25 protein-coding genes are annotated in these 25,256 nt (G+C 60.7%); 13 read left to right on the plus strand and 12 right to left on the minus strand.

Translation table 11 applies throughout. The features are described 5' to 3' along the window. Nucleotides 1–48: 48 nt before the first annotated feature. From betA to betI, 3 genes are read right to left on the minus strand one after another with little or no spacing between them, the layout of a single operon-like run. A complete protein-coding gene (betA, locus tag FHT93_RS15480; RefSeq protein ID WP_183848215.1) occupies nt 49–1,701 on the minus strand; it encodes a choline dehydrogenase in 1,653 nt (550 codons plus the stop codon). Between the two features lie 51 nt (nt 1,702–1,752). After that, nucleotides 1,753–3,216, minus strand: a complete 1,464-nt coding sequence (betB, locus tag FHT93_RS15485; RefSeq protein ID WP_183848217.1) for a betaine-aldehyde dehydrogenase — start codon at nt 3,214–3,216, stop codon at nt 1,753–1,755. Continuing rightward, a complete protein-coding gene (betI, locus tag FHT93_RS15490) occupies nt 3,213–3,836 on the minus strand; it encodes a transcriptional regulator BetI (RefSeq protein WP_113145840.1) in 624 nt (207 codons plus the stop codon). The genes betB and betI overlap by 4 nt, the downstream gene beginning before the upstream one ends. Before the next feature lie 140 nt (nt 3,837–3,976). Here betI and FHT93_RS15495 point away from each other — a divergent pair, with 140 nt between their 5' ends. From FHT93_RS15495 to FHT93_RS15510, 4 genes are all read left to right on the plus strand, one after another. Then, nucleotides 3,977–4,525, plus strand: a complete 549-nt coding sequence (locus tag FHT93_RS15495) for an HdeD family acid-resistance protein (RefSeq protein WP_183848219.1) — start codon at nt 3,977–3,979, stop codon at nt 4,523–4,525. 211 nt (nt 4,526–4,736) lie between these two features. After that, nucleotides 4,737–4,979 carry an amino acid ABC transporter gene (locus tag FHT93_RS15500; protein ID WP_112543014.1) on the plus strand — a complete coding sequence of 81 codons (243 nt, stop codon included), beginning with the start codon at nt 4,737–4,739 and terminating at the stop codon, nt 4,977–4,979. 154 nt (nt 4,980–5,133) lie between these two features. After that, nucleotides 5,134–6,939 (plus strand): EAL domain-containing protein, encoded by a 1,806-nt coding sequence (locus FHT93_RS15505; RefSeq protein WP_210295343.1) that lies wholly within the window; start codon nt 5,134–5,136, stop codon nt 6,937–6,939. A 77-nt stretch (nt 6,940–7,016) separates the two neighbouring features. Continuing rightward, complete coding sequence (locus FHT93_RS15510; protein WP_113014979.1) at nt 7,017–8,015, plus strand: NAD(P)H-quinone oxidoreductase; 999 nt, start codon at nt 7,017–7,019, stop codon at nt 8,013–8,015. A gap of 61 nt (nt 8,016–8,076) precedes the next feature. On the opposite strand, the gene FHT93_RS15515 is transcribed toward FHT93_RS15510, so the two are convergent. Continuing rightward, nucleotides 8,077–9,534, minus strand: a complete 1,458-nt coding sequence (locus FHT93_RS15515) for an MFS transporter (protein WP_183848221.1) — start codon at nt 9,532–9,534, stop codon at nt 8,077–8,079. Between the two features lie 100 nt (nt 9,535–9,634). Between FHT93_RS15515 and FHT93_RS15520 the strand changes: the two genes are divergently transcribed. Then, nucleotides 9,635–10,258: a metalloregulator ArsR/SmtB family transcription factor gene (locus tag FHT93_RS15520; protein ID WP_183848222.1), complete on the plus strand. Its 624-nt coding sequence runs from the start codon at nt 9,635–9,637 to the stop codon at nt 10,256–10,258. A 1-nt stretch (nt 10,259) separates the two neighbouring features. On the opposite strand, the gene FHT93_RS15525 is transcribed toward FHT93_RS15520, so the two are convergent. Continuing rightward, nucleotides 10,260–11,471: an MFS transporter gene (locus FHT93_RS15525; protein WP_183848224.1), complete on the minus strand. Its 1,212-nt coding sequence runs from the start codon at nt 11,469–11,471 to the stop codon at nt 10,260–10,262. Nucleotides 11,472–11,669: 198 nt separating this feature from the next. On the opposite strand from FHT93_RS15525, the gene FHT93_RS15530 reads away from it, so the two are divergent. Together FHT93_RS15530 and FHT93_RS15535 are read left to right on the plus strand one after the other, a co-directional pair. Continuing rightward, a complete protein-coding gene (locus FHT93_RS15530; RefSeq protein ID WP_183848226.1) occupies nt 11,670–12,674 on the plus strand; it encodes an asparaginase in 1,005 nt (334 codons plus the stop codon). Nucleotides 12,675–12,788: 114 nt separating this feature from the next. Beyond that, a complete protein-coding gene (locus FHT93_RS15535) occupies nt 12,789–13,562 on the plus strand; it encodes a hypothetical protein (protein WP_246781605.1) in 774 nt (257 codons plus the stop codon). Here FHT93_RS15535 and FHT93_RS15540 read toward each other — a convergent pair. Then, the gene (locus FHT93_RS15540; RefSeq protein WP_113014975.1) at nt 13,537–14,292 is read right to left on the minus strand and encodes a DeoR/GlpR family DNA-binding transcription regulator; all 756 of its coding nucleotides are present in this window, start codon (nt 14,290–14,292) and stop codon (nt 13,537–13,539) included. The two genes, FHT93_RS15535 and FHT93_RS15540, sit on opposite strands and share 26 nt — an antisense overlap. A gap of 123 nt (nt 14,293–14,415) precedes the next feature. Here FHT93_RS15540 and FHT93_RS15545 point away from each other — a divergent pair, with 123 nt between their 5' ends. Then, nucleotides 14,416–14,772, plus strand: coding sequence for a DUF4406 domain-containing protein (locus FHT93_RS15545; protein ID WP_112543021.1), 357 nt, complete (start codon nt 14,416–14,418; stop codon nt 14,770–14,772). Nucleotides 14,773–14,875: 103 nt separating this feature from the next. Next, nucleotides 14,876–15,496 carry a glutathione S-transferase family protein gene (locus FHT93_RS15550; protein WP_112543022.1) on the plus strand — a complete coding sequence of 207 codons (621 nt, stop codon included), beginning with the start codon at nt 14,876–14,878 and terminating at the stop codon, nt 15,494–15,496. On the opposite strand, the gene FHT93_RS15555 is transcribed toward FHT93_RS15550, so the two are convergent. Both FHT93_RS15555 and FHT93_RS15560 read right to left on the minus strand, forming a co-directional pair. Beyond that, nucleotides 15,466–15,843 carry an MmcQ/YjbR family DNA-binding protein gene (locus tag FHT93_RS15555; RefSeq protein ID WP_112543023.1) on the minus strand — a complete coding sequence of 126 codons (378 nt, stop codon included), beginning with the start codon at nt 15,841–15,843 and terminating at the stop codon, nt 15,466–15,468. The genes FHT93_RS15550 and FHT93_RS15555 overlap by 31 nt on opposite strands. 46 nt (nt 15,844–15,889) lie before the next feature. Continuing rightward, nucleotides 15,890–16,063: a hypothetical protein gene (locus FHT93_RS15560; RefSeq protein ID WP_246781606.1), complete on the minus strand. Its 174-nt coding sequence runs from the start codon at nt 16,061–16,063 to the stop codon at nt 15,890–15,892. Nucleotides 16,064–16,254: 191 nt separating this feature from the next. On the opposite strand from FHT93_RS15560, the gene FHT93_RS15565 reads away from it, so the two are divergent. Beyond that, nucleotides 16,255–17,151 carry a LysR substrate-binding domain-containing protein gene (locus tag FHT93_RS15565; RefSeq protein ID WP_113145848.1) on the plus strand — a complete coding sequence of 299 codons (897 nt, stop codon included), beginning with the start codon at nt 16,255–16,257 and terminating at the stop codon, nt 17,149–17,151. 3 nt (nt 17,152–17,154) lie between these two features. Here the strand turns inward: FHT93_RS15565 and FHT93_RS15570 are convergent, their stop codons facing one another. Both FHT93_RS15570 and FHT93_RS15575 read right to left on the minus strand, forming a co-directional pair. Continuing rightward, nucleotides 17,155–17,820 carry a glutathione S-transferase family protein gene (locus FHT93_RS15570; RefSeq protein WP_113014971.1) on the minus strand — a complete coding sequence of 222 codons (666 nt, stop codon included), beginning with the start codon at nt 17,818–17,820 and terminating at the stop codon, nt 17,155–17,157. Nucleotides 17,821–17,918: 98 nt separating this feature from the next. Then, a complete protein-coding gene (locus tag FHT93_RS15575; RefSeq protein ID WP_113015051.1) occupies nt 17,919–19,286 on the minus strand; it encodes a TIGR03808 family TAT-translocated repetitive protein in 1,368 nt (455 codons plus the stop codon). A 224-nt stretch (nt 19,287–19,510) separates the two neighbouring features. On the opposite strand from FHT93_RS15575, the gene FHT93_RS15580 reads away from it, so the two are divergent. After that, nucleotides 19,511–21,808, plus strand: a complete 2,298-nt coding sequence (locus tag FHT93_RS15580; protein WP_113014970.1) for an EAL domain-containing protein — start codon at nt 19,511–19,513, stop codon at nt 21,806–21,808. Here the strand turns inward: FHT93_RS15580 and FHT93_RS15585 are convergent, their stop codons facing one another. Next, nucleotides 21,809–22,780, minus strand: coding sequence for a glycerophosphodiester phosphodiesterase family protein (locus FHT93_RS15585; protein WP_113014969.1), 972 nt, complete (start codon nt 22,778–22,780; stop codon nt 21,809–21,811). It lies immediately after the preceding gene. Nucleotides 22,781–22,919: 139 nt separating this feature from the next. Here FHT93_RS15585 and FHT93_RS15590 point away from each other — a divergent pair, with 139 nt between their 5' ends. Continuing rightward, complete coding sequence (locus FHT93_RS15590) at nt 22,920–23,486, plus strand: dienelactone hydrolase family protein (protein ID WP_112543029.1); 567 nt, start codon at nt 22,920–22,922, stop codon at nt 23,484–23,486. A 5-nt stretch (nt 23,487–23,491) separates the two neighbouring features. Here the strand turns inward: FHT93_RS15590 and FHT93_RS15595 are convergent, their stop codons facing one another. Continuing rightward, nucleotides 23,492–24,088, minus strand: coding sequence for a DUF922 domain-containing protein (locus FHT93_RS15595; protein WP_029869143.1), 597 nt, complete (start codon nt 24,086–24,088; stop codon nt 23,492–23,494). A 155-nt stretch (nt 24,089–24,243) separates the two neighbouring features. Between FHT93_RS15595 and FHT93_RS15600 the strand changes: the two genes are divergently transcribed. Beyond that, nucleotides 24,244–25,254, plus strand: a complete 1,011-nt coding sequence (locus tag FHT93_RS15600; protein WP_112543030.1) for a ligase-associated DNA damage response exonuclease — start codon at nt 24,244–24,246, stop codon at nt 25,252–25,254. Nucleotides 25,255–25,256 lie beyond the last annotated feature (2 nt).

The raw sequence follows: 25,256 nt of genomic DNA on the forward strand, positions 1-25,256 counted from the left end.
GAGATGAGGCAGCGATTTGTGACACCCTGTCCAGTTTTTTGTGCAGCCTTACCGGTCGCTCACCGCCGCACGTGGATTGATCCACGGTTCCTGATTGGAGCGGGCTATCAGCTGTTTGCCGAGAATATGGTCTGCGGCCTTCTCGCCCGTCATGATCGATGGACCATTCAGATTGCCATAGGTGACATGCGGGAAGATCGAGCTGTCTGCGACCCGCAGGCCATCGACGCCGATAACGCGCGTGTCGGGGTCGACCACCGCCATCGGATCGTTCTTCGCGCCCATCCGGCAGGTGCCGCAGGGGTGATAGGCGCTTTCAAGGTGTTCGCGCAGGAAGGCGTCGATCTCATCATCCGTCTGGACCTTCTCGCCCGGCTGGATTTCCGGGCCGCGATAGTGGTCGAAGGCCTTCTGGCCGAAGATTTCGCGGGTGAGGCGCACGCAGTGGCGGAATTTCTCCCAGTCTTCGGCATGGCTCATATAATTGAAGCGCAGCACCGGATCCGCCTTCGGATCGGCCGAGCGCAGCGTGACATTGCCCCGTGACTTGGAAAGATTGTAGCCGACATGCACCTGGAAGCCGTGCGTATTGGCAGCCGCCTTGCCGTCATAGCTGATAGCGACCGGCAGGAAATGATACTGGATATCCGGTTGCTTCAGCCCCGGTGCGGAACGCAGGAAGGCGCAGGCTTCGAACTGGTTTGATGCGCCGAGGCCGCCCTTGGAAAGTAGCCATTGGGCGCCGGCGACACCCTGCCAGAACCACGGCAGCCAGGAATAGAGCGACACCGGCTTCGTCGAGATCTGCTGGAAATAGAATTCCATATGGTCCTGCAGATTGGCGCCGACGCCCGGCCGGTTGACCTTTACCTCGATGCCCATGTCCTGCAGATGGCCACCTGGCCCGATGCCTGACAGCATCAACAGCTTCGGAGAGTTGAAGGCGGAAGCCGAGACGATCACCTCGCGATTGGCCTTGACGATCTCGACTGCGCCGCCGCGTTCGATTTCCACGCCTGTGGCGCGGCCGTTCTCGATGATGATCCTGCGCGCAAAACTCTTGACGAGTTCAACGTTCGGCCGCTTCAGCGCCGGCTTCAGATAGGCGTTTGCCGCCGACCAGCGCCGGCCGCGATGGATGGTCTGTTCCATCAGCCCGAAGCCTTCCTGCTTCGAGCCGTTATAATCCTCGGTCGTCTCGAAACCAGCCTGTTTGCCGGCATCAATGAAGGCGTGAAACAGTGGATTCTTCAGCACGCCGCGCTGCACATGCAGCGGCCCGTCCGTGCCGCGCCAGCCTTCTTCTCCGCCGTGCGAATGCTCCATGCGCTTGAAATAGGGCAGCACATCCGCATAGGCCCAGCCGTTGGCGCCGAGCTCTTCCCATCGGTTGTAGTCTTCCGCATGGCCGCGCACATAGACCATGCCGTTGATGGAGGAGGAGCCGCCGATCACCTTGCCGCGCGGGGCTGTAATGCGCCGGTTGTTGAGGTTCGGCTCGGGCTCGGAAAGATAACCCCAATTATAGCGCTTCATGCTCATCGGCCAGGCAAGGGCCGCCGGCATCTGGATGAACGGCCCGAAATCCGAGCCGCCAGCCTCGATCACGATGACCGTGTTCTTGCCGTCTTCCGAAAGCCGGTAGGCAAGCGCCGAGCCTGCCGAGCCGGAGCCGACGATGACGAAATCTGCCTGTTGCATGCTGTTCCCTATGGATTGTCGTGTGCAACGGATGCGTCGATTTGGATGGGCTCAGTAGGGTGAGGCGACCGGCCCCATGCCGACATAAACCGTCTTCAGCTCGCTATAGTGTTCGAGTGCTGCCAGCGAATTCTCGCGCCCGAAGCCCGATTGCTTCGATCCCCCGAACGGGATTTCGACCGGGCAAAGATTGTAGGTATTGATCCAGAGCGTGCCGGCTTCCAGCTGGTCGACGACGCGGTGCGCGCGGGTCAGATCGGCAGTGAAGACGCCGCCGGAAAGGCCGAATTCCGTCGTGTTGGCGCGCTTGATCACCTCCGCCTCGTCGTCGAAATCGAGGACGCACATGACCGGTCCGAAGATTTCTTCGCGGGCAATCGTCATGCCATCGGTCACATCGGCAAAGACGGTTGGCTGCACATAATAGCCTTCGCCGGTCACGTGATTGGGAATGCCACCGCCGGTCACCAGTGTCGCACCCTCCGCCTTGCCCTTTTCGATATAGGACAACACCTTTTCGCGCTGCGCCCAGGACACCATCGGGCCGAGCTGGCTGGCTTCGTCCATGGGGTCGCCGATGAGGATCGCCTCGGTCCGCGTCTTCAATCGCTTCAGGAACTCGCCCTTGATCTTCTTCTGCACGAAGACGCGCGTGCCGTTGGAGCAGACCTGGCCCGTCGAATAGAAATTGCCGAGCATCGCTCCGCCGACGGCGCTGTCGAGATCGGCGTCGTCGAAGACGATCAGCGGCGACTTTCCGCCAAGTTCCATCGTCACATGCTTGAGCTGGCCCGCAGCCGCAGCAGCCACCTTGCGCCCTGTTGGTACCGAGCCAGTCAGCGACACCTTGGCGACATCAGGGTGGTTGACGAGCAGCGGTCCGGTGTCCCTGTCGCCCTGGATGACGTTGTAAAGCCCCTTCGGCAGGCCGGCCTCATGCAGGATCTCGGCGATCTTGAGCGCACCGAGCGGCGTGGTTTCCGATGGCTTGAAGACCATGGCATTGCCGGCGACCAGTGCCGGCGCACCTTTCCAGCAGGCGATCTGCTGCGGATAGTTCCAGGCACCGATGCCGACGCAGACGCCGAGCGGCACGCGTTTCGTATAGGCAAAATCCTGGCCGAGCGGAATATGCGAGCCATTCAGGCCGGCGGGTGCCACGCCGCCGAAGAATTCGAAGGCATCGGCGCCCGAGGTCGGGTCGGCAACGATCGTTTCCTGTATCGGCTTGCCGGTATCCAGCGTTTCCAGTTCCGAAAGTTCGCGATTGCGCTCGCGCATGATCTCGGCCGCGCGCTTCAGGATGCGCCCGCGCGCCATCGGGCTCATCGCTGCCCATTCCGGCTGCGCGCGCTTGGCGGCCGCAACCGCCTTTTCGACGATGGCGGGTGTTGCGGCATGGAGCCGGGCAATCACCTCGCCGGTTGCCGGATAGATGCTCTCGATGACGGTGCCGCCTTCATCCTCGACATATTCCCCGTCGATGAAGTGCGATGCTTTCGGCTGGGCTTTCATGTCGCTGGTCCCTGGCTTGATGTTGCTTGGTTCATGCCCCCGATACGGGCGAGTTGTGTCGTGACATAATCCTCAGTCAGGGCGATCGAGGCTGTAATGCCGATCGGCGCCGATTTCAGACTTTGCCGAATATAGAGCCCGTCGATCATCGCGGCCGCGCCTTCGGCGATGCGTTCTGCGGCATCGGCAGGGCAGAGCGACCTCAGCGGTGCCAGCAGGTTGGAGCGCAGGCGCCGGGCATAGATGACGAGGAAACGCCGTGTCTCCTCGGATCGCTGGGCCTCGGCATAGAAAGCAAGCCAGGCGGCGATCGTCTGCGGCGCAAACTGGTCGGCCTGGAAGCTGACGCGGATAATGGCTGAGACCTTTTCGCGCGGTGTCGCTGCTTCTCTCAGCGCCGTCACCGCATCGTTGCGCAACTGGCGTAGAAGGAAGCGAACCGTCTCGATCAGCAATTGCTCCTTGCTGCCGAAATAATGATGTGCAAGCGCCGGCGAGACGCCGGCCCGCCGGGCGATATCAGACATGGTGACGGTGAGCGAGCCGTGATCGCCGATCACTCGCAGTGCCGCATCCACAAGCGCCTTGCGGCGCACCGGTTCCATTCCAACCTTCGGCAAGCCAATTTCTCCCCAGAATATAAGCAACGTATTTTTGATTGACTGATCAATCAATAAAAATCTTTCGCCAGATTGATCTCGCTCATCTCTTTCCGTGCAAAATTGTTGCAGCATATCTCCGGCAATCAGGAGGTGCGCAAATGGCCAATATTTATGACGGAATGTCCGCATCCCCGCTGCGGTCGAAATGGGCCTGGTTCGCCGGTCTCGGCGTGCTGCTTCTCATTTGCGGTCTCATCGCGCTCAGCAACCTGCTGATGGCGACCGTCGCTTCGGTCTTTTATGTCGGCATGCTGATGCTGGCAGGCGGTGTCATCTATCTCGTCCATGCCTTCCAGGTGCGTGGTTGGGATCATGTGCTCTTCTGGGCGTTGAGCGGCGTGCTCTATGTGCTCGCCGGCATCTGTGCTTTCATCAATCCCATCCTCACATCTGCCGCCTTGACCCTGTTTCTGGCCATCGCGCTGCTCATTGCCGGTATCTTCCGGCTCTTCGTCGGCATCCGCATGCGGCCCCTCAAGGGCTGGGCCTGGATTGTCGCAAGCGGCCTCATCACTGCTCTCGCAGGCTTCGTGATCGCGCTTGGCTGGCCTGTCAACAGCCTCTGGATCCTTGGCCTCTTCCTGGCAATCGATCTCATCGTTCAGGGCTGGACAATGCTCGCCTTCGGCCTAGGTATCCGCTCTTGAGACTTTGGAGAGAGGCGGGATGATGGTTCGATCCGACCGTTTCTTTTTTGACAAGGTCATGACGGGGGACTAATGTTCTCCGCTGGAGATCGGCTTCGCAGAAGAGCCGCCTCCTGTGCTCAGGCACTTCGGCATTGGCGCTTGTCGCCTTGAGAGCCGAAAATGGACCCCCGAGGCAGTCTCTGCCGAAATAGAATGGGAGGAGAATTCCATGCCGATGGTCACCGTTTCCATCTCACCGCTCCAGGCAGCCGGCATCCGCGATGCTGTCGATCAAGGTGGATATGCATCGAGCAGCGAAGTCGTGCGCGAGGCACTGCGACTGTGGGATGCCGCCCGCAAACTGGGCGAATACAGCAGCGAAGTCCTTGCTGACGAAAGCGCACCCGGCAGCGGCAGATGCGTCGCCGATATGTTCGCCGATCACGAAGCCGAGCATCGCCGTTCGGCCTAGCCAAGCCGTTGATTGTAAGATCAAAAAATCTAATAAGCGCGCAGCGTGCATAAGCGTTTGCGCGGTCATGAAAGTTTCACACTGACGAAAGGGTTCGTTGACCCTTCTGCTCCATTGTCCGGCCGAAAAAGAAAAGGTCACAGTGGAGATTGGCATGTCTTTGGCTGCCAGCGTCAAACCGGGTGTCGTGCGTCGTTACGCCAGCGATCAGATCGTCACCCTCGCCAAACTCGTTATTGAAAATGCGTTTCAGCCGATCGTCGAAGCCGGTACCGGCACGGTTTTCGGTTATGAATCCCTCATGCGCGGGCAGGAGCGTATCGGCTTCGAGACGCCGATCGAAATCCTGGATGAAGCCCATGAGAACGGACAGCTTCTGCAGCTCGAGCAAATGGTGGCCAGCCGTGCGCTCGCCAAATTTGCCACGCTGTCGAACTTCGCAACCGCGACGCTGTTTCTCAATCTCGATGTCCGCCTGATCCCGCTTGGCAATCGCCTTCTCGAGAGCCTGCTTCTGCAGTTGAAAACGGCCAATATCCCACCGTCCTCCGTCTGTTTCGAATTCTCCGAGCGCTTCGACAATACCAGCGTGCCCGAATTCGCCGAGCTCGTCTCGCGCCTGCGCAAGGCTGGTTTCAAACTGGCGATCGACGATTTCGGTGTCGGTCACGGCGAAATGAAACTGCTCTGCGACTATTCCGTCGATTACCTGAAGATCGACCGCCACTTCGTCGCCGATATCGATCGCAGCCCGCGCAAGCGGCACCTGCTGAAGAGTATCGTCAATATGGCTCATGTCCTCGGCACGCGCGTGATCGCCGAGGGTATCGAGACGGAAGCCGAATTCATCGTCTGCCGAGATTATGGCGTCGATCTCGTGCAGGGCTGGTTCATCTCCCGCCCGTCTACGCATCTTTCGGAACTGGTGCCGGCCTTCCCGCATCTGCAGGAACTCGGCAAGAACAAGGGCACCAGCCAGTCGCTCGACGAAATCCTCATCCGCAAGCAGATCGAAATGCTGCCGACCGTCTACGAGAGCGACGCCATCGATACGGTCTTCGAGCTCTTCCGCCGCAATCCCCGCCAGGCCTATTTCCCGGTCCTGAATGCCAATGGTGAGCCGCGCGGCATCATCCACGAGCACCACCTGAAGGAATATATCTACCAGCCCTTCGGCCGCGATCTTCTGAAGAACAAGGTCTACGAGCGCGCCATATCGCATTTCGTCGAGCGCGCGCCGATTGTCGGCCTCGACAGCGACGCCGATCAGCTGATGGCGATCTTCGCCAATATGGAAGGCAGCAACTGCCTGATCCTGACCGACAACATGCGTTATGCCGGTGTCGTTTCCGCCGCCTCGCTGATCAAGGTCATCAACGAGAAGCAGCTGAAGACGGCGCAGGACCAGAACCCGCTGACGGGCCTGCCGGGCAACCGCGCCATCCGCGACTTCATGCGCCATTCCGGACGCGACGGCGATGAAGTGCGCCACTTCTGCTATTGCGACTTCGACAACTTCAAGCCCTTCAACGATGCCTACGGCTTCCACCTCGGTGACCATGCGATCTCGCTCTTTGCCGCGCTGATGCGCCGCTACTTCTTCGCCGAGCGCCATTTCCTCGGCCATGTCGGCGGCGATGACTTCTTCATCGGCGTCGTTGGCTGGACGAAGGAGGAACTGACGGAAATCCTCGATCGTCTCATCAGCGACTTCCATGATGACGTGCTCGATCTCTATTCGGATGAGGACCGCGCCGCCGGCCGCATCCGCGGGCACGATCGTGCCGGTGCGGAAGCCTTGTTCCCACTGATGCGCTGCTCGATCGGCGTACTGGAACTGTCCGAGGGTCTGGTTATCGACGATATCAATCGGGTCAGCGCCGAGATCGCCCAGGTGAAGTCGAGCGCCAAGGAGAGCGACGAAGGCCTCGTATTCCATACCTTAGGCGAGGCGAATTGACGCCTCTGCCACTTCCGGCCTTCCCAAGCTACGGACCCTGATTTATCTCCATTGCTTAGGAATAGGGAGAGCCGGTCATGTCGTTGCCGTCGCGTATGCGTTTTGTCGATGTGCCCTCGTTCGGTGGGCCGGAGGCGATGGTCGTTGCGGATGGACCTGTGCCGGCGCCGTCGGAAGGTCAGATCCTTGTCCGCACCGAAGCGGTCGGCATTAACCGGCCCGATATTTCGCAGCGCCAGGGCAGCTATCCGCCGCCGAAAGATGCAAGCCCCATTCTCGGCCTCGAACTTGCGGGGGAGGTGGTCGCGATCGGACCTGGCGTGACGGGTTATTCGCTGGGCGAAAAGGTCTGCGGCCTCGCCAATGGCGGCGCTTATGCCGAGTATTGCCTTCTGCCGGCCGGTCAGGCTCTGCCCTTCCCGAGAGGTTTCGATGCGGTGAAGGCAGCGGCCCTTCCCGAGACCTTCTTTACCGTCTGGGCAAACCTTTTTCAGATGGCCGGCCTGACGGAAGGCGAAAAAGTGCTGATCCATGGCGGTTCCAGCGGCATCGGCACGACCGCGATCCAGCTCGCCAAGGCTTTCGGCGCCGAGGTCTATGCGACCGCCGGCTCGAAGGAAAAGTGTGATGCCTGCGAGAGGCTTGGCGCCAGGCGCGCCATCAACTACAGGCAGGAAGATTTCGCTGCCGTCATCAGGGAAGAAACCGGCCATGGCGTCGATATCGTCCTCGATATGATTGGCGCGGCCTATTTCGAGAAGAACATCGCCTCGCTGGCCAAGGACGGCTGCCTCTCCATCATCGCCTTCCTGCAGGGCGCGGTTGCCGAAAAGGTCAATCTGGCGCCGATCATGGTCAAGCGCCTGACTGTGACAGGCTCCACCATGCGCCCGCGCACGGCGGAGGAGAAGCGGGCGATCCGCGACGATCTTCTCTCCGAGGTCTGGCCGCTTCTGGAAGCCGGCACGGTCGCACCCGTCATCTACGAGACCTTTGCATTCGAGGATGTAGCGGCCGCTCATCGGCTGATGGAGAGCAGCAACCACATCGGCAAGATCATGCTGAAACTCGGCTGAAGCGTGTCGCACAAGAGTGTATAGCGGTTTTGCGATCGCGACATACTCTAACTCTTTGAATCTACGCATCGGGCTTTCCGAAAATCGATTCCGATTTTCGGTTCGATGCTGTGAGCGACAGCGCTGCGCCTGTCGCAATCAGCCCGGGCAATGCCATGATGAGATAGAGCCAGCTCGCCGCAGACAATGCACCCGCAATGCCGCCCGGCTCAACCAGTCCCGTGCCGTTGGCAATGACACCGGCGAAGGCCGCGCCGAAAGCGCTGCCGAGCGAGCTTATGGTCGGGATGGCGGCTGAAGCCTTGTCCTGCTCGCTGTCGGCTACCAGCTTCAGCACCTTGGCGACGAGATGTGCCCAGCCGAGGCCGACACCAAAACCCATCATGAACATGGCGATGGCCGCCGGTGCGAGGACGATGAGGCGCGCCTCAGGGTTCTCGCGGGCAAGGAAGACGGCCAGCATGGCTGTCGCTGCGGCTTCGGTCGAACAGCCCGCAATGATCGCGGCGTTGGCTTTCCTGCCGGAGAAGGAGCCGCTGAAAAAGGCCGCCACCGTCCAGCCGAGCGCGACGAGAGCCACCAGATAGCCCGAAATCAGCGGCGTTACACCGTGCAGAACCTGCAGGAAATAGGGAATGAAGATATCGCTGACGAGAACGAAGTTGAGGCCGAGCATCGTCAGATAGACACGCGATATCGGCTGGCTCAGTGTCACCGCGCCCAAGGGCAGCAACCGGTTGTTTCCCCTGCGTTCCATGACGAGCATGGCGCCGACGGCGACGATTGAAACGCCGATCAGCCCAATCTTGGCAGTCGTCAACTCGATTGTGCCAGCGGTGCAGACCAGCAGCACCGCTGCAAGCAGCAGGCAGATCTGCGCGACCGGCATTTTTGTGTGTTCCCGGTCGTCCTTGGCCTGCGGCAGGAGCCGCGGCGCCAGCACCGCCATCAATACGCCGAGCGGGACAAGCACGGCGAAGGCGTAGCGCCAGGCGCTGCCATGCGCAAAGAAGCCGCCGAGCGTCGGGCCAATGACGGTCGAAATACCCCAGATCGCCGCATAGAGCGTGGACGCCTTGGGCCAGAGCGGTTCTGGATAGACAAAGCGGATGAAGGCGTAACAAAGGGCGGCGAGTGCGCCGGTGCCGAAACCCTGCACCGTTCGGCCGATCAGTACGACCGGCATTGAAGGTGCAGCCGCACAAAGCAGGCTGCCGACGCCGAAGATTACAGCCGCGATGACATAGACGCTGCGCAGCCCGATAGTCCTTGGCCGCATGGCCATGAAGATCGCGCCCAATATGGTGGCGGCGATATAAAGCGTCGTGACCAGTGAAAACAGCTCCAGCCCCCCGACATCGCGCACGATGCTCGGCGCGATCGTTGCTGTAATATAGCTTTCCACGGCAGAGATTGTCATACCGCCGCCAAGCATCAGCGTCGCCGGCAGAAGCGTGGGAGAAAACAGCTGGAAGACGGAAGTGGGCGAGCCTGAGGGTTCCAAGGCGGTCTCGGACATGATGAATCCTTGCGTTTTTCCCGACCTGTGATTATTTTCCAAGTTATGAATTGGAAAATTGCATGAGCATCGGATTAAGACAAGATATAACTTGGAAAATATGCGCCAGTCCCCTGTCAATCGTATCCTGATCCTGTTGAAGACAGAAGGGCCGCAGCTTGCTGCCGCGCTCGGCAATGCGCTCGGTATTTCCGGCGAAGCCGCTCGCCAGCAGCTTGCGAAGATGGCGGAGGAGGGGCTGGTGGAGGCCGTCAGCGTCGCCGCCAGGGGCAGGGGGCGTCCGAGCCAGCTCTGGCATCTGACAGCGGAAGGTAACAGTCATTTCCCTGACGGCCACGCCGAGCTGACTGCGACGTTGCTGACAACGGTTGTTCAGCAACTCGGCCCCGCAGCACTCGATGCCGTCATAACTGCCCGCGAAAACGAAACGCTGCAGCGCTATCGCGACGAACTCGCAGACAAGCCGGATCTTGCTGCGCGCGTGGAGGGGCTGGCCGCCATCCGCAGCCGCGAGGGCTATATGGCCGATAGCTGGCAGGAGGAGGATGGATCATTGATGCTGGTCGAGAACCATTGTCCGATCTGCGCGGCGGCAACCGCCTGCGCCGGTTTTTGCCGTTCCGAACTCGATACTTTCCGCAGCGTGCTTTCGGCCAGGGTCGAGCGCAGCGAACACATACTGCTTGGGGCACGACGCTGCGCCTATCGCATCACACCGCGATGACTTAGGCAGGCTGGCGCACGCCGCTGCCGCTTTCCAGATAGAGCAGGATCACGATGGTGGCGATGCCTGTCGCCGCCCCGACAAAGGCCGTGCCGGAATAATCCGTTACCGCTGTTCCGAGTGCGAAAAGGCCTGCGGCAACGCCAATGCCGATAAAGGTGTTGAGCGAGATGAGCGAACTGCCGAGACCCGGCCGGTCGGCGATGAGGTCCTGCAGATAGGTGATCGGCAGGCTGAGGATGGCAGCAGCCCCACAGGCATTGAGACCGAGCAACGCATAGAGCTGCCAGGGTGCGGTGGCAAAGCCGAGCAGCACCAGATAGAGGCAGTAGAGCGCCGAGCCGAATGCCAATACATGCACAGTGCGGAAACGTCGCTGTACAAGCCCCCACATCATCATGAAGGGCATTTCGAGAAAAGCCGTCAGGCCCGAGAGAAAGCCGACATCGACGACGCTGCCGCCGATCTTGTGCACGACGATGAGCGGCGAAACCATGCCGCTCAGCCGCTGCAGGCCGAGCAGCAGCGACATGACGAAAACACGGATGAAAACATCGGGCGCAAAGACCCGCTTCAGTGAAGCGAAGAAGCCCGGCTGGTTGGGGATCGTTTCGCGTACCGGGCCATTGCCGGGCGCAAAGAAGAAATAGAGACAGAAGCAGATGAGGCTTGCCACCGCCGCCACGCCATAAGCCGGCGTCATCGATGGCGAAGTGACCAGCGCGAGTCCGACCAGCCCGGGCGCCACCGCCCAGGACCCGGAATAAAGCGCACGCACTGTCGAGGTGATGGCGACCGCTTCACTGCGGACCAGCTGGTTGGTGCGCGCCCGCACGCTGGCAAAGAGCAGCGAATAGGTGGAATTGCTCATCGGCACGAGGAACAGCACCGAGAAGATGAAGACAGCGGGACTATGGATCAGCGCTATCGATCCGAAGCCGATCATACCGGCAATAGAAAGCGCAAGCACCAGCGGTCGCCTTTCCGTCAGCCTGTCCGACCATATGCCGAGCGTCAGGCTGATCGAGACATTGACGATGGCAGCAAAGAAGACCAGCGCCGAATAGGCGCCGTCACTCATGCCGAGTTCGCTGATGCCGATAATCGACTGGTAGGGAACGGTCGACGCATAGGTGAAGGCGAGCGCCACCAGCGTGACGGTTGGAATGCGGATGCGGCTGTCGCGGATGATGGAAGAGAATGAGGATGGCATGAAAACGAGTCCTGATACCCCACCTTTAGCCCCATAGCGTCCACACGGAAAACGATAGTTTGACGCACCGCCGGTCACTTCGTGTGATCGCTGTTTAGATGCTGTGATTGGCCGGCATCAGGCGCGAATTCCGTTGGCTTTCAGAGATGGAGGGGCTATGCCTCCTGCAGTCTCTTTACCCACATCCGGATCCTTGCCATGCCCAATCCCGTCCTCGTCGAAGTCACCAGGGGCCTCCTTGTCGAAAGCCGTCACAGCGGTTCTGTTGCGGTCGTGGATGGCGATGGCCGTGTCGCCTTTTCGCGTGGCGATATCGAAGCAAGTGTCTTCCCGCGCTCGGCCTGCAAGGCCATGCAGGCCCTGCCGCTGCTCGAAAGCGGCGCGGCGAATGCCTATGGCTTCGGCAACAGGGAGTTGGCGCTCGCCTGTTCCTCGCATAGCGGCGAGGATGAACATGTGGCGATTGCCGCCTCCATGCTCTCGCGCGCCGGCCGTGACGTGGGGGCGCTGGAATGCGGCGCGCATTGGTCCTCGGACCAGAAGACGCTGATCCATCAGGCGCGCACGCTGGAGAAGCCGACGGCGCTTCATAACAATTGCTCCGGCAAGCATTCCGGTTTCATCTGCGTCTGCTGCCATCAGGATATCGATAGCAAGGGTTATGTCAGCTACGATCATCCGCTGCAGCAGCAGATCCGAGACGCCATAGGGGACCTGACGGGCGCCACACTCGGTCATGATGTCTGCGGCACCGACGGCTGCTCCATTCCGACCTATGCCGTGCCGCTGAAAGCACTTGCTCATGGCTTTGCGAAGATGGCGACGGGTCATGGCCTCGGCCCCGAACGCGCGAAAGCTTCCCGCCGGCTCATCGAAGCCTGCATGGCCGAGCCCTTCTATGTGGCCGGCACCGGCCGTGCCTGCACCGAACTGATGCAGATCGCCCCCGGACGGATCTTTTGCAAGACGGGCGCGGAAGGCGTCTTCTGCGCGGCTATCCCGGAACAGGGAATTGCGATCGCATTGAAGTGTGATGACGGCACCACGCGCGCTGCCGAGGCCATGGTTGCCGCGACGCTTGCACGCTATTTCGAGAAGGGCGGCAAGGAACATGCCGCGCTGAGCGCTCTGGCAAATAAATCGATGCGCAACTGGAACGGCATCCATGTCGGTGATGTCAGGGTGACAGATGCCTTTGCCTGATCGCTGCCCCGATCGCTGCATTGTTAAATATATAAGTTATAAAAAAATAAGAATTGCCTAATATAAATGGAGGCACGTCCGGCGGTCAGCCGTGTCTTCGCCGCGACGGAGCGCATGAATACGGTTCCTCCTGATCTGCGGGGGCAGAACATGTTCGCAGGCCGCTATTTGTGGTGGATGCTGACTGGCATCACCCTCCTGATGTTCTTTACGCTCTGCTTCGATTACTTCACCTGGCTTGCGGTCCAGCTCTCCAATTGTGTGGAAATGGCCGGCTCCTGCATGCCGGTGGTGCAGTTCATGGCCGGTACGCTGAAAATTGCAGGCGTGTGGATTGCGATCGGGATTCTGTTTGGCGCTGCGCTGCTGCGGCTGAGCTACCTTTCGCTGCTGCGGCTTCGGGGGCTGCCGGTAACCCTGTGGTTTGTGGCCTCCATGCCCTTCCTGTTGTTCGTCGCGACCGGCGAACGCCTGCAATGGGCCGCGATATCCGAAGCGCTTCCGTTGGCTTTCCTGTTTCTCGCCTCCTTCCTTGCCTATCTTGCCATTCCCTTCGAGGACGATGACACCAGGCCCCTCGGCGCCTCGACTGTCCTACGCGGCATTGTCTACGCCGCGGCCTTCTATGGCGTTCTCGCCGCTGTTGCTGAAATGAACTGGCTTTCATCGATGGTGGCTAAGCTTCTAGGCATGCCGGCGCTCGCGGCCATCATTGCCAATGTCCAGCCACGCTTCCACGAGGTACTGACGCTTGGGTTCGGCAATGTCCTGCCTGGTATCTTCGTGCTTATGGTTTTCATCGCCGCGCTTGTCCTCAGCCTGCTGCCGCCGGGCCTTGTTCCTTCGCTGCGCCGGAAGCGGGTCAAGCTGAGGCAATTGCGACATTGAGTTCGGCGTAGGGCTGAAGCCTTTCCCTAGGCATTTCTGCGGGCACGATCAGCCCCGCCACTTCGCCTGCGGCAAGCACTGTGCAGGGTGAAACGAGATCGAATTTCTCCGCCGTCAGCAGCACATGCGTCTCAGCCGAACACCGGGCGATATGCCGCTTGATGGCCGCCTCCTCGAAATCCCCGGTCGAAAATCCGTGCACGGGATGGACGGCCGTCACGCCGAGGAAGAAGAGATCCGGCCGCAGAGCGGAGATTGCAGCCATTGCGACCGCGCCTGTCGCCACCATGGAATGCTTGTAGAGCCTGCCGCCGCAGAGGATCACCTCGGCCGTCGGATGATGCTCCAGCTCGGCGGCGATCGTCGGGCTGTGGGTGGCGATCGTGAAGGCGATGTCGCGCGGCAGGTGACGGGCAACTTCTGCCGTCGTCGTGCCGCCGTCGAGAAATACCATCTGTCCGGCCTTCACCATCTGCGCCGCCCTCGCGCCGAGCCGCGCCTTGACGTCGGAAGCGACGTCGCGGCGGGCGGTGAAGTCGGGCAGGTCGGGGGCAATAGGCAAGGCCCCGCCATGCACGCGCTTCAATAGCCCTTCCGCCGCCATTTCGCGGAGGTCGCGGCGGATCGTGTCTTCCGAAAGCTCGAAATCCTCCGCCACGCGCTTGGCGATCACCTGCCCGTCGCGGCGCAGGATGTCGAGAATGAGGGTCTTGCGTTGGCTGGTCAGCATGAATACTCCTGCACGAAAATTTACGGAATATCGTGAATATGCACGAATTGACTCGACATTCAAGAAATATCGTGCATTTTCGCGAAATCCCGTGCATGAAGCCGGGAGTTGATGGAGTAGATCATGTTGATTTTGATTGCCGGGCCTTACAGGTCTGGGACGGGCGATGACCCGACGAAGATGGCTGCCAATCTCAAGCGCCTCGAGCAGCCGTCGCACGCGCTCTTCAAGGCTGGCCATGTGCCCATGATCGGCGAATGGGTGGCATTGCCGGTGTGGAACGCTGCCGGCGGCAAGTCGGTGGGTGACGATCTCTACGAGGAAATCTTCCATCCGGTCGCAGGCAGGCTGCTGCAGCTTTGCGAGGGCGTTCTGCGCCTGCCGGGCGACTCCAAGGGTGCCGATAATGACGTCCGCATCGCCACCGAGCGCGGCATTCCCGTCTGGTATCGGCTGGAGGACGTGCCGGGTTGCGCTTGAGGCCCTGCCTCTTCTTCCCGAGACGCAGAAGAGAAAGCGCCCCGGCGTCTTTCGCCGGTCCTGAAACTCGCGCTATAAGGCTCCCCGAAAGGGGAGTCTCATTATGCACACACTCTATTTCGCACCGGGTACCTGCGCTCTCGCAAGCCTTATTGCCCTGGAGGAATCCGGCCTTTCCTTCGATACGAAGAAGGTCAATACGCGGGAGAACGAGCAGCGCTCGGAAGCATTTCTGAAGATCAATCCGAAGGGTCGCGTTCCAGCACTCGTCACCGACCGTGGCGTATTGACGGAGTCGACGGCGATCCTCGCCTACATCGCCCAGATGGCGCCGACCGCGAAACTCGCCCCGCTAGACGATCCGTTCGAGTTTGCCCGGCTGCAAGCTTTCAACGGATATATCTCTTCCACCGTGCATGTGAACCACGCCCACCGCCCGCGCGGTTCCCGCTGGGCTGATGACGAAGCTGCGCTGGAATCCATGAAGGCCAAGGTGCCGCAGACCATGGGTGAAAGCTTTGAGCTTATCGAGGCCGCTCTGTTCAGGGGGCCATGGGTGATGGGTGACAGTTATACGGTCGCCGACCCCTATCTTTTCGTTATGACCGGCTGGCTGCCGTCCGATGGCGTGGATCCCGCGCGTTTCCCGGGGATCAGCGCGCATTATGCCCGCATGCTGGAACGCCCTGCTGTTCAGCGCGCGCTGGCACGCGAAAAGGCCTGAGCACGGTACGCAGATATGAGCTTCTTCGGCGCCCGGTACGTCCAGGCGTCGATCAGCCGTTGCTTGAGTTCATCGTCGCCGATGGCGGCGATCCGCACGGGCAGGTGCGGCCAGCCGACATAATGGTTCGTCTGAAAGTAGATGTCTGGCGCCATCGTCAATAGATGTTCCTTGTGGTCGATCGGGATCGAGATCACCACCGTTTCGTCGTTCTTGACCGCGACGAAGCTTTTGCCCCCGACCTTCAGCGCCAGGTTGCCATAAGACGTGCTTTCCTCGATGCCGGAAAGGCCAGCCTCCTTTGTCAACCGCTTCAATCGCGCCAGAATGCTCGCTATGCTTTCCATCGTAATGTCCGCCCTGAATCGTCCCCGGGCAGATTCTATCATATGTTCAGGCGCATTTCTCTAGTTGTCGTTGCAGGGGGCGTCCGGGCGCGGGGACCGGCAGCGGCAGGTCGGCAAGCTCCCGCTGCGACATCGAGGCGATATCCGGGTGATCGAGAAGATCGTCACCCCTGTCATGTTCGCTTTGCGGAACCCTGGCGACAGGGTTGGATTCGTTCAAGAAAAACTTCAGCAACGACATCTTGCTCTCGCTTTCTGAGGGCGCAGCTCGGCTTTTGGCGCTACGGATTTCAGTTGGCCGGGCGTCCAATCTAGTCATGGAATGAAGATCGGCGTCCAATGATCACAATATCAGCCGCGAACGCTTGCTTTTCAATTGAGATTACCGGTTTCCTGCTATAGGAAAACTATATGAGAAATCTCAGCTCCGTGCATCTCAATGGCCTTCGCGCACTGGAAGCCGTCGGTCGGCTTGGCTCGCTTCAGGCGGCTGCAGATGAACTTGGCGTTTCCGTTGGCGCTGTCAGCCAGCAAGTCATCAAGGCCGAAGCCCAGCTTGGCCGACTGCTCTTCGAGCGCACGCCGAAGGGCATGCTGGTAACGGAAGCAGGCGCACCTGTCCTTGCCGCCCTGAACGAAGGCTTCCTCCGTCTTTCGGAAGCCGTCTCGATGGCGCAGCGAAAGGACGAATGCATCCTGACCATCTCGGTCGCGCCGGTTCTCGCCGCCCGTTGGCTGGTCTGCCGCCTCGATCGGTTCATGGAGCGCCACCCGGAAATCAACCTGCGCCTCGATGCGACGACGAGGCTCATCAATCCGGCCGCCTCCGATATCGATGTCGCGATCCGCGTCGGCAAGGGTCAATGGCCCGGCGTGAGGATCGAGCACCTTCTGGATCAGCAGGTCTTTCCCGTCTGTTCTCCGCAGATGGCCGCGAAACTGAAGAGGCCGGCCGATATCCTGAAGCTCCCGGCCGTCATCGATGCCCATGCCATGTTCACATGGGATGTCTGGATGCAGGCGGCCGGCCTATCCGGTGCCCCGCCCGCAGTACGCCACAGCTTCAACGATGCCTCGCTTTGCCTCGATGCGGCGATTGCCGGGCAGGGCGTGATGCTTGCCTGGCAGACGCTTGCGGGCTTTTCCCTGCAGGAGGGCCGGCTGGTCGCACCCTTCGGCATCCGCGCCAATACCGGCGACGGCTATTATTTCGTAACAGCCGAAGGCAGCCGCGAGCCGAAGAAGGTACGCGACTTCAAGGCCTGGATTCGCGAGCAAATGGCTGAAACTGCCGCGATCTTCGGCTGATCCTCAAATCTCGATCGGCTCCAGTGAGCGCTTGCGCTGCATCTCCAGATAGGCCGGACGCGACTGGCAGCGCTTGATCCAGGCGTTAATATTCGGATGTGCCTCGAAGAGCGCGGTTTCGCTCTGGGCATAGCGCAGCACTTCCGCGATGTTGAGATCGACAACCGTGAAGCGTCCGCCGACGATCCAGTCCTTGCCGTCGAGATGCTTTTCGAGAACCGAGAGCGGCCGCTTCATGGTACGGCACGCGACATCGATCACGGCGCGTCCTGCCTCGGTGTTTTCCCTGCCGTCATCATAGGTCGAGACGATCTTGCCCGTATTGCCATCGAGTTCGGAAACCGCCCAGACCGTCCACATCGTCATCAAACCGTCTTCTTCGACGGTTTTACCGCCGAGCTCGCCGCCATATTTGCGTGCGAGGTAAAGGTTGATTGCCAGCGACTCATTCAGCACGAGATCGCCGTCCTTGACGGCGGGGATCAATGCCATCGGGTTCAACGCAAGGAACTTCGGCGACAGAGTATTGATAGGCGCGTCCGGTGAAAGCGGATTGGCAAGCCGTTTGGCCTGCAACACCGGCACGGACTCGAATTCGATCCCGAGTTCCTCGGCCATCCAGTAAACGCGGGCCGAACGCGAGCGGTAAACCCCATAAATCGTCAGCATGGAAATGTCCCTCTTCTTTGGTGCGCCGACCCTAAAGCCAGCGCGACAGTGAAGAAAGCATCCGCGGATGATATGTCGATGAAAGCTTTTGATAGCACTCAGGAAATCCGGTTTCGATCGACGGTCAGCTGCTTATAGCGGGAGTTATTGTCGGCAAGCTCGTCAGAAACCTGCTTCTCCCACTCGAATCCCATAACAGCGCCCTTGCCCATTTCCTGGAAGATATTGTCGGTGATGACGGCGGAACCGGCGCCCTCGGCAACCGAGACCGCGCAGCCGACCGGCGACTTGCGCACGACATTGCCGTTGACCACGACATTGCGCAGATAAGGCCCCCAGCCGATCTGCAGCCCCCAGCGCGGCGCATCCTCGATGACATTGCCAGACACCAGCGTATCGGCCTCCGCCGCAATGCCAATGCCGAAGCCGACCTCGTGCTTGTAGGGCCCCTTGAGCGTCAGGTTGCGGATGACATTGCCCGTCACACTTGCCAGCCGGCCGCCCTGGTCGAAATTGGCAATCGATATGCCGTTTGCCGCCCCGTCGATCACATTGCCGGAGACGACCGCGCCGACGAATTCGAACTCCACGTAGATCGCCGTCTCGCCGGAGCGGCGGCACTGGTTGTTGCTGATCAGGATATTTGAGCCGGAATTGGCGCGAACAGCGGTGAAGGCGCAGTCGGAGATCTGATTGTTCGTCACCGTTACGCCATCGGCGCGGAAAATATTGATGCCGTTGCCGTTCTCGCCCGTGCCGCCATCATTGGCACGGATCTTGAAAACACGGTTGCCGGAAACGACGGTGCCATCCTCGGCCTTCTTCCAGCGGTGCACCAGAATGCCGCCATTGCCGCAATCCGAAACCGTATTGCCCGATATTTCAAGTCCCGCGGATTCCACCGCATAGATGCCCGACTGTCCTGCGCCGGAAATCGTGCTGCGCTCGATCCGCCCGCCGCAGCGCTCGAGCTGCAGCGCGTGCTTGCGGCTGCCGACGATCTGGCAATTGTCGATCAGGACCTCACCGACACCGGTGAACTGGACGAGCCCGCCGGCATAGTCCGCAAGCAAGCGGTTCGATCCGTCGATCACGAGGTTGGAAAGCTCGATGCGGCCGACATTTTCGGCTGCGAAGAGATGGCCTTCGCCGGTATAGACGATCCGCGTCGCACCGGGCACGCCACTGATGCGCGTATTGTCCGGCAAGGTCAGGTTGGAGATCCGGTAGGTGCCCGGCGGCAGGAAGACCGGTGCGTTCTCGCGCGCCGCCTGCTCGATCATCTGCTGCAGGTTACGGTTCTTCCTGTCGCCGCTCTCGGGAACGGCGCGATACCGGACCGTATCGATCGAGCCACGCAGGTCGGGTTGCTCCGCACCAACGGGAGCCGCCGTCATGGCTGCCGCGGAGGCGGCCAGCATGCCAAGCAGATCTCGTCGGGAGATTTTGCTGAAATCTTTCTTCATATCGGTGCCCACGCAGGAAACATGCCAGTAGAAATGTCCTCTTTTGATGCATATCCGCAAAAGAAGAATAACCGTCGGTCGAGTAAGAAACGCAACCTCTCGGATATTGTCGTCTTGTTCACCTTTCCATTTAAACAACCTGAAGGAAATGCTCGCTATTTTGGAAAGCGGTTTCAATTATGACTATTGTGGACAGCGCCTGAGGTTACCGGGAGAACAGCGTCATGAATGGAATTGGTGCCCGGCGTTGGGAATCTGGTGATAGCTTCAGTGCCGAGACACAACGTATCGTAGCTGCCACCGAGGCAATGATGGCGGCGACCGCGCACCATCTTTCCGAAGGCATAGAGAATCTCCGCCTCAAGGCGATCGTCCACGAGCTTCCCGATTTTCTGTACGTCAAGGATCGCGACGGCCGCTTCGTTTTCGCCAATGCTGTCACGGCGCGCAGCCACGGATTTGAGAACGCTGCCGAGATCGCCGGCAAGCGTGATTTCGACCTGTTTGATTTTGAGACGGCCCGCCGGTATTTCGATGTCGAGCAGGAGATCATGTCGGGCGGCGAGCCCCGCATCGACCTGGAGGAATTCGTGCCGCTGCCTGATGGCGGTACCATGTGCCGCCTGACCTCCAAGATACCGCTGCGCAATGATCGCGGCGAAGTCGTCGGGCTCATCGGCGTCTCCCGCGATATTACCGAGCGCAAGCGGCAGGAGGAGCTCTATCGCGGCCAGGCGAACCTCTTGGAAATGATCGCCCGCAACGAACCGCTGCCGATGATCCTCGAAGCGCTGGTGCTGATGATCGAGCGGCAGATGACCGGCATTTCCGGCTCCGTGCTGCTGCTGGACAGCGAGGGCACGCGGCTCTACCACGGCGCGGCTCCCAATCTTCCCGGCGCCTACAGCCGCATGATCGACGGCGTTGTCATCGGCCCGAAGGTGGGCTCCTGTGGCACGGCAGCCTGGCGTGGCGAAACCGTCATCGTCGAGGACGTCATGGCCGACCCGCTCTGGGAGGATTTTAGGGCGATGGTCAGCCAGTTCGGCTTCCGCTCCTGCTGGTCGACGCCGATCTGCACCTCGCAGAAGAATGTCCTCGGCACCTTCGCGCTTTATTCGAAAGAGCCGCGGCGCCCGACCGAACATGAAATGAAGCTGGTGGCGCTCGCCACCCACGTCGCCGGCATCGCCGTAGAGCGCAAGCGTGTCGATGACCGTATTCATTTCATGGCCCATCACGACGATCTTACGGGCCTGCCGAACCGTGCTTTCCTGAAGGAGCGCATGGCGAAGATCCTCGATCAGGCCCGGCGCAACAACCGCAAGGTCACCGTTGCCTACATCGATCTCGACAATTTCAAGGAGATCAACGACACGAGCGGCCACGCCGCCGGCGATGAGGTGCTGAAGGAAACCGCCACGCGCATGGCGAACTGCGTACGGGCTTCGGATATGGTCGTACGCCTCGGCGGTGACGAATTCCTCGTCGTGCTCGTCCACCAGTCCAGTCACGATGCCGGCATCATGCGGCGCCTGCGCGATCTGCAGAAGGCGATTTCCAAGCCGGTCCGCTCCGTTGTGGGTGAAATCGCTGTCACCTCGAGCATTGGCATCGCCGCCTTCCCATGGGACGGCGCCACACCGGACGAACTGCTCACCAATGCGGATCGCGCCATGTACCGCGCCAAGCAGCTCGGTCGGAATACGCTGCAATATCACGACGGCGTTGTAAGCGATTCCGTCGACCTGCCGCTCACCGAACAGGAGGAATTGCGCCAGGCGATCGTCGCCCACCAGCTTTTCCTGCTCTACCAGCCGCAGGTCGATGTCGCGACAGGCCGCGTTACCGGCCTCGAAGCACTGGTGCGCTGGAACCACCCGACGAAGGGTGTGATACCGCCTGTCAATTTCATTCCGCTTGCGGAGGAAACCGGTCTCATCGTGCCGCTCGGCCTGTGGGTGCTGAACGAGGCCTGTCGCCAGGCTCGCGCCTGGCAGGACATGGGCCTGACGCCACTGACCATTGCCGTCAATGTCTCGCCCAAGCAGTTTGCCGATCCGGACTTCGCCTCCCACGTCGCCGAGGCGATCGACAGCCATAGGCTCAATGCGCGATGGCTGGAGCTGGAGGTGACCGAAAGCGTCATCATGCAGGATGCGGCCAGAGCGCTCGCTATCATGCTCTCTCTGCGCGCGCTCGGTGTGCGCCTGTCGATCGATGATTTCGGCTCCGGCTATTCCTCGCTTGCGGCACTGAAGACCTTTCCCTTCGACCGGCTGAAGATGGACCGCTCGCTGGTCGAAGCTCTGCCTGCAGATACGACTGCCGTTGCCATCGCGTCGGCCGTCATTTCGCTTGCCCAGACACTGAAGCTCTCGGTGCTGGCCGAAGGCGTGGAAACCGATGCGCAGCTGGATTTCCTGCGCCACGCAGGGTGCGAGGAGGCGCAGGGCTATCGCTTCTCCAAGCCTGTTGCGCCGGAAGAAATCGTCGTCATGCTGCTCGCGCGGGGCGCTTGATCACTTCACCAGATCGGCGACCGTCTCGATCTCGTTCGTCCATATGCCGCCGGAGTAATTGGCTGGCAGTTGCGCAAAGCGTTCGGCACTGTCGATACCGGTCGAAAAGCCGCCGCCGTGATAGGGGCCGATCACGAAGACCAGCGTATTCGCATCCTGCATGCGGTTGAGGAACCTGTCGGGCCAGCCCCACAGCCAGGGCGCGTAATTGATCGGCACCAGCATCATCACATTCCTGCAATCGGCAGGCAGCGCACCCGTCCAACCATAGCCGATATAGCCGGTAAGGCAGCCCATGAGACTGGCGCGCGAAGCCGTGCGGATCTCGGGCGCCAATTGCCTGAAGCGATCGATCGGCTCATCACCGCCATAAACGATGATCCTGGCGCGCCGCTCAGCCGGCAGGCCATTCAGCACGGCAGCGAGCTTTTCGCCCTCCGAGGGGTCGCGACTTTTGACATTGATGAGCAGATGTTTGTCCGGGAAGGTAGAAAGCACCTCATCCAGGGTCGGCATCTGACCGACGCCTTTGCCACGAAAAGGAAATGTCTTGCCGTTATCGGCGGTGTAGCCATAGCCGATATCGAGCAACTTCATCTCGGTCATGGAATGCTCCCGCGTCACGCCATGCCCATCTGTCCGGCAATCGAGTGTCCAGTCATGGAAGATGGCAAACTGCCCGTCCGTCGTGGGGTGGATATCGACCTCCACCACGTCCGCACCCGCATTAAAACCCGCCTGCATGGAGCGGATCGTATTCTCCAGATAGTCGTGCTTTGGCGGCAGCATGCGTGTAGCCGTGCAGGTGTCGTTCTTGAGATCCGTCTCATCGAAGCGCTGGGCAATGCCGCGATGCGCCAGAAGCAACGGCTTGCCCTCGCGATGTTTGGCTAGAAAGCTGGTATTGTTGAGATAAACTGCGGCGGCAAATACGAGAATTGCCGCGCCTGCATATTTGAGCTTCCGTCCCATCATCCCCTCCGGCCGTGCCTCGGCAATGGCTAGAAAGCGATTCCGGTGGTTCTTTGGCTCATTTGGGGCTTTTGTGCGTTAAAGCTCGCCTTCACGTTGCAGAAACCCTATGTTTAGCCCAGAAAACAGGGAGATGGTGATGGCGGCGATTGCACTTTTTCACTCGGTCTACGGATTGCGGTCCCTTGAACGCGACGCCGCGGCGCGTCTGCGCGCGGCCGGCCATCAGGTCGTAACGCCGGATCTTTACGAGGGCAGGGTAGGGAGCACGCTCGAAGAAGGCTTTGCCCTCAGGAAAGAGATCGGCTGGGCCGAACTTTGCGGGCGCGCTGAAAAGGCGATCGCCGACTTGCCGGCATCGGCCGTCCTCGGCGGCTTCTCCATGGGCGCAGGCGTAGCCGCGAGCCTCTGGCCGGGACGACCGCAAGCGGCCGGCATCCTCTTGCTGCATGGTATCGCAGAAATTCCGGCAAACGCGCGCGAAGGCATTCCCCTTCAGGTCCATCTGGCGGACCCCGACCAGTTCGCGCCCGCGGATGAGGTGGCTCCATGGCGTGCGCATGCCGCAAGAGCTGCTATCAGCCTGGAGGTCTTCCTCTATCCCGGCGTCGGCCATCTCTATACCGATCCGTCGCTGCCAGACTACGATGCAAAGGCGGCGGAGGCCACCTGGAGCCGCGTCGACACTTTCCTCGCGGCGCTCTGAACCGCTCAGGGACCGTTCACCAGCTTCAGGATGAGCTGTTGGATATTGCCGCCCTCGCTCATTTCCACGCGGTCGAAATCCCGGCCGCGCTGACGCTGCCTGTTGGAGAGCTCTCCGAGCCGCACCGTCAGCTCCGGCCTGATCTTCTTGCAGCCGGGATCATCAGGCACGGAGAAGCCGTTGCTCAGCGTCTCGATCTCCTTGACCATTTCGATGATCGTCTCGCCGTGCCAGCGCTCATGCGTGCGCACACCCGATATGAAGCTCTCCCAACTTGCCTTGGTCGCCGCCGGCAGGTCGTTCGGCGCCTTCGGCAGCGTGTAGATGATGATGAGCTTCGGCTTTGCAAAAGTCAGCGTGCAGGCACTGCCTTGCTGTTCGTATTTGCGCGTCCAGGTCAGCTTGAAAGTCGTATGCGCGATGACCCGGCCCGGCCCGACCTGCGGGCCGCGCTCGCCGATGGACTGGTAGAGCTGCATGCCGGTGCGGCCGGCGATTGCATATGCCTTCACTTCCTCACTCGGTTGCCAGTCTGTTGCCGCGGCTGCGGCAGGCAGAGCCAGCCCGAACGCCACCAACGCATATCCGAAAACAGTCCTCATATGCCTCTCATCCGCTTCCTTGCCGTAGCGCGGGCGAAGCTAACGAGGCTTGGGGGCGGATGCAACGGACGGAGCCACATGGCTCGTCTTCACCGCTGAATTTGGTTCTGCGTATCCCTCTGGCGCAAAACGCATTTCCCACTATCTTTGCTGTCATGAGACCAGACGCGTTGCTCTATCCCGCCCCCGAAGGGCTCTATTGCCCGGAAGGCGGCTTCTATGTCGATCCGGTGCGGCCGGTGGAGCGGGCGTTGATCACCCATGGCCATTCCGATCACGCGCGTCCAGGCCACGTGAATGTGCTCGCCACCCGCCAGACACTGGACATCATGCGCATCCGCTACGGCGACGGCTTCTCTGCGAGCGAACAGCCGGTCGCTTTCGGCGAAGAACTCGTCGTCAACGGCGTGAAGGTAAGCTTCCATCCTGCCGGCCATGTGCTGGGCTCGGCCCAGATCGCCATCGAGAAGAATGGCACGCGCATCGTCGTATCGGGCGACTACAAGCGCCGGCCCGACCCGACCTGCGAAGCCTATGTGCCCGTGCCCTGTGATGTCTTCATCACCGAGGCGACCTTCGGCCTGCCGGTCTTCCACCATCCCGATCCGATCGACGAGACCGGCAAGCTGCTCGCCTCGTTGCGCCAGTTTCCCGAACGCACACACCTCGTCGGAGCCTATGCGCTCGGCAAGGCACAGCGTGTCATCCGCCTGCTGCGCGACGCCGGTTACGGTGAACCGATCTATATTCACGGCGCGATGGAACGTCTCTGCGATTATTATGTCAGCCAGGGCATCGATCTCGGCGAATTGTTGCCGGCCACGATCGAAAGCCGCGACAAGTCCATTTTCAAGGGCGCCGTCGTCGTCGGCCCGTCCTCTGCCTTTGCCGACCGCTGGGCCCGCCGCTTCAACGATCCGCTGCCGTCCTTCGCCTCCGGCTGGATGATGGTGCGCCAGCGCGCCAAACAGCTCGGTGTCGAACTGCCGCTCGTCATCTCCGACCATTGCGACTGGCCGGAACTGACCGAGACGATCACCGAGCTTGCCCCGCAGGAGGTCTGGGTCACCCATGGCCGCGAGGAGGCACTGGTGCGCTGGTGCGAGCTGCAGGGCATCAAGGCCAAGCCGCTGCATCTGGTGGGTTATGAGGACGAGGGGGATTGAAG

Source organism: Rhizobium sp. BK379 (assembly GCF_014193955.1).
Lineage (GTDB): Bacteria > Pseudomonadota > Alphaproteobacteria > Rhizobiales > Rhizobiaceae > Rhizobium.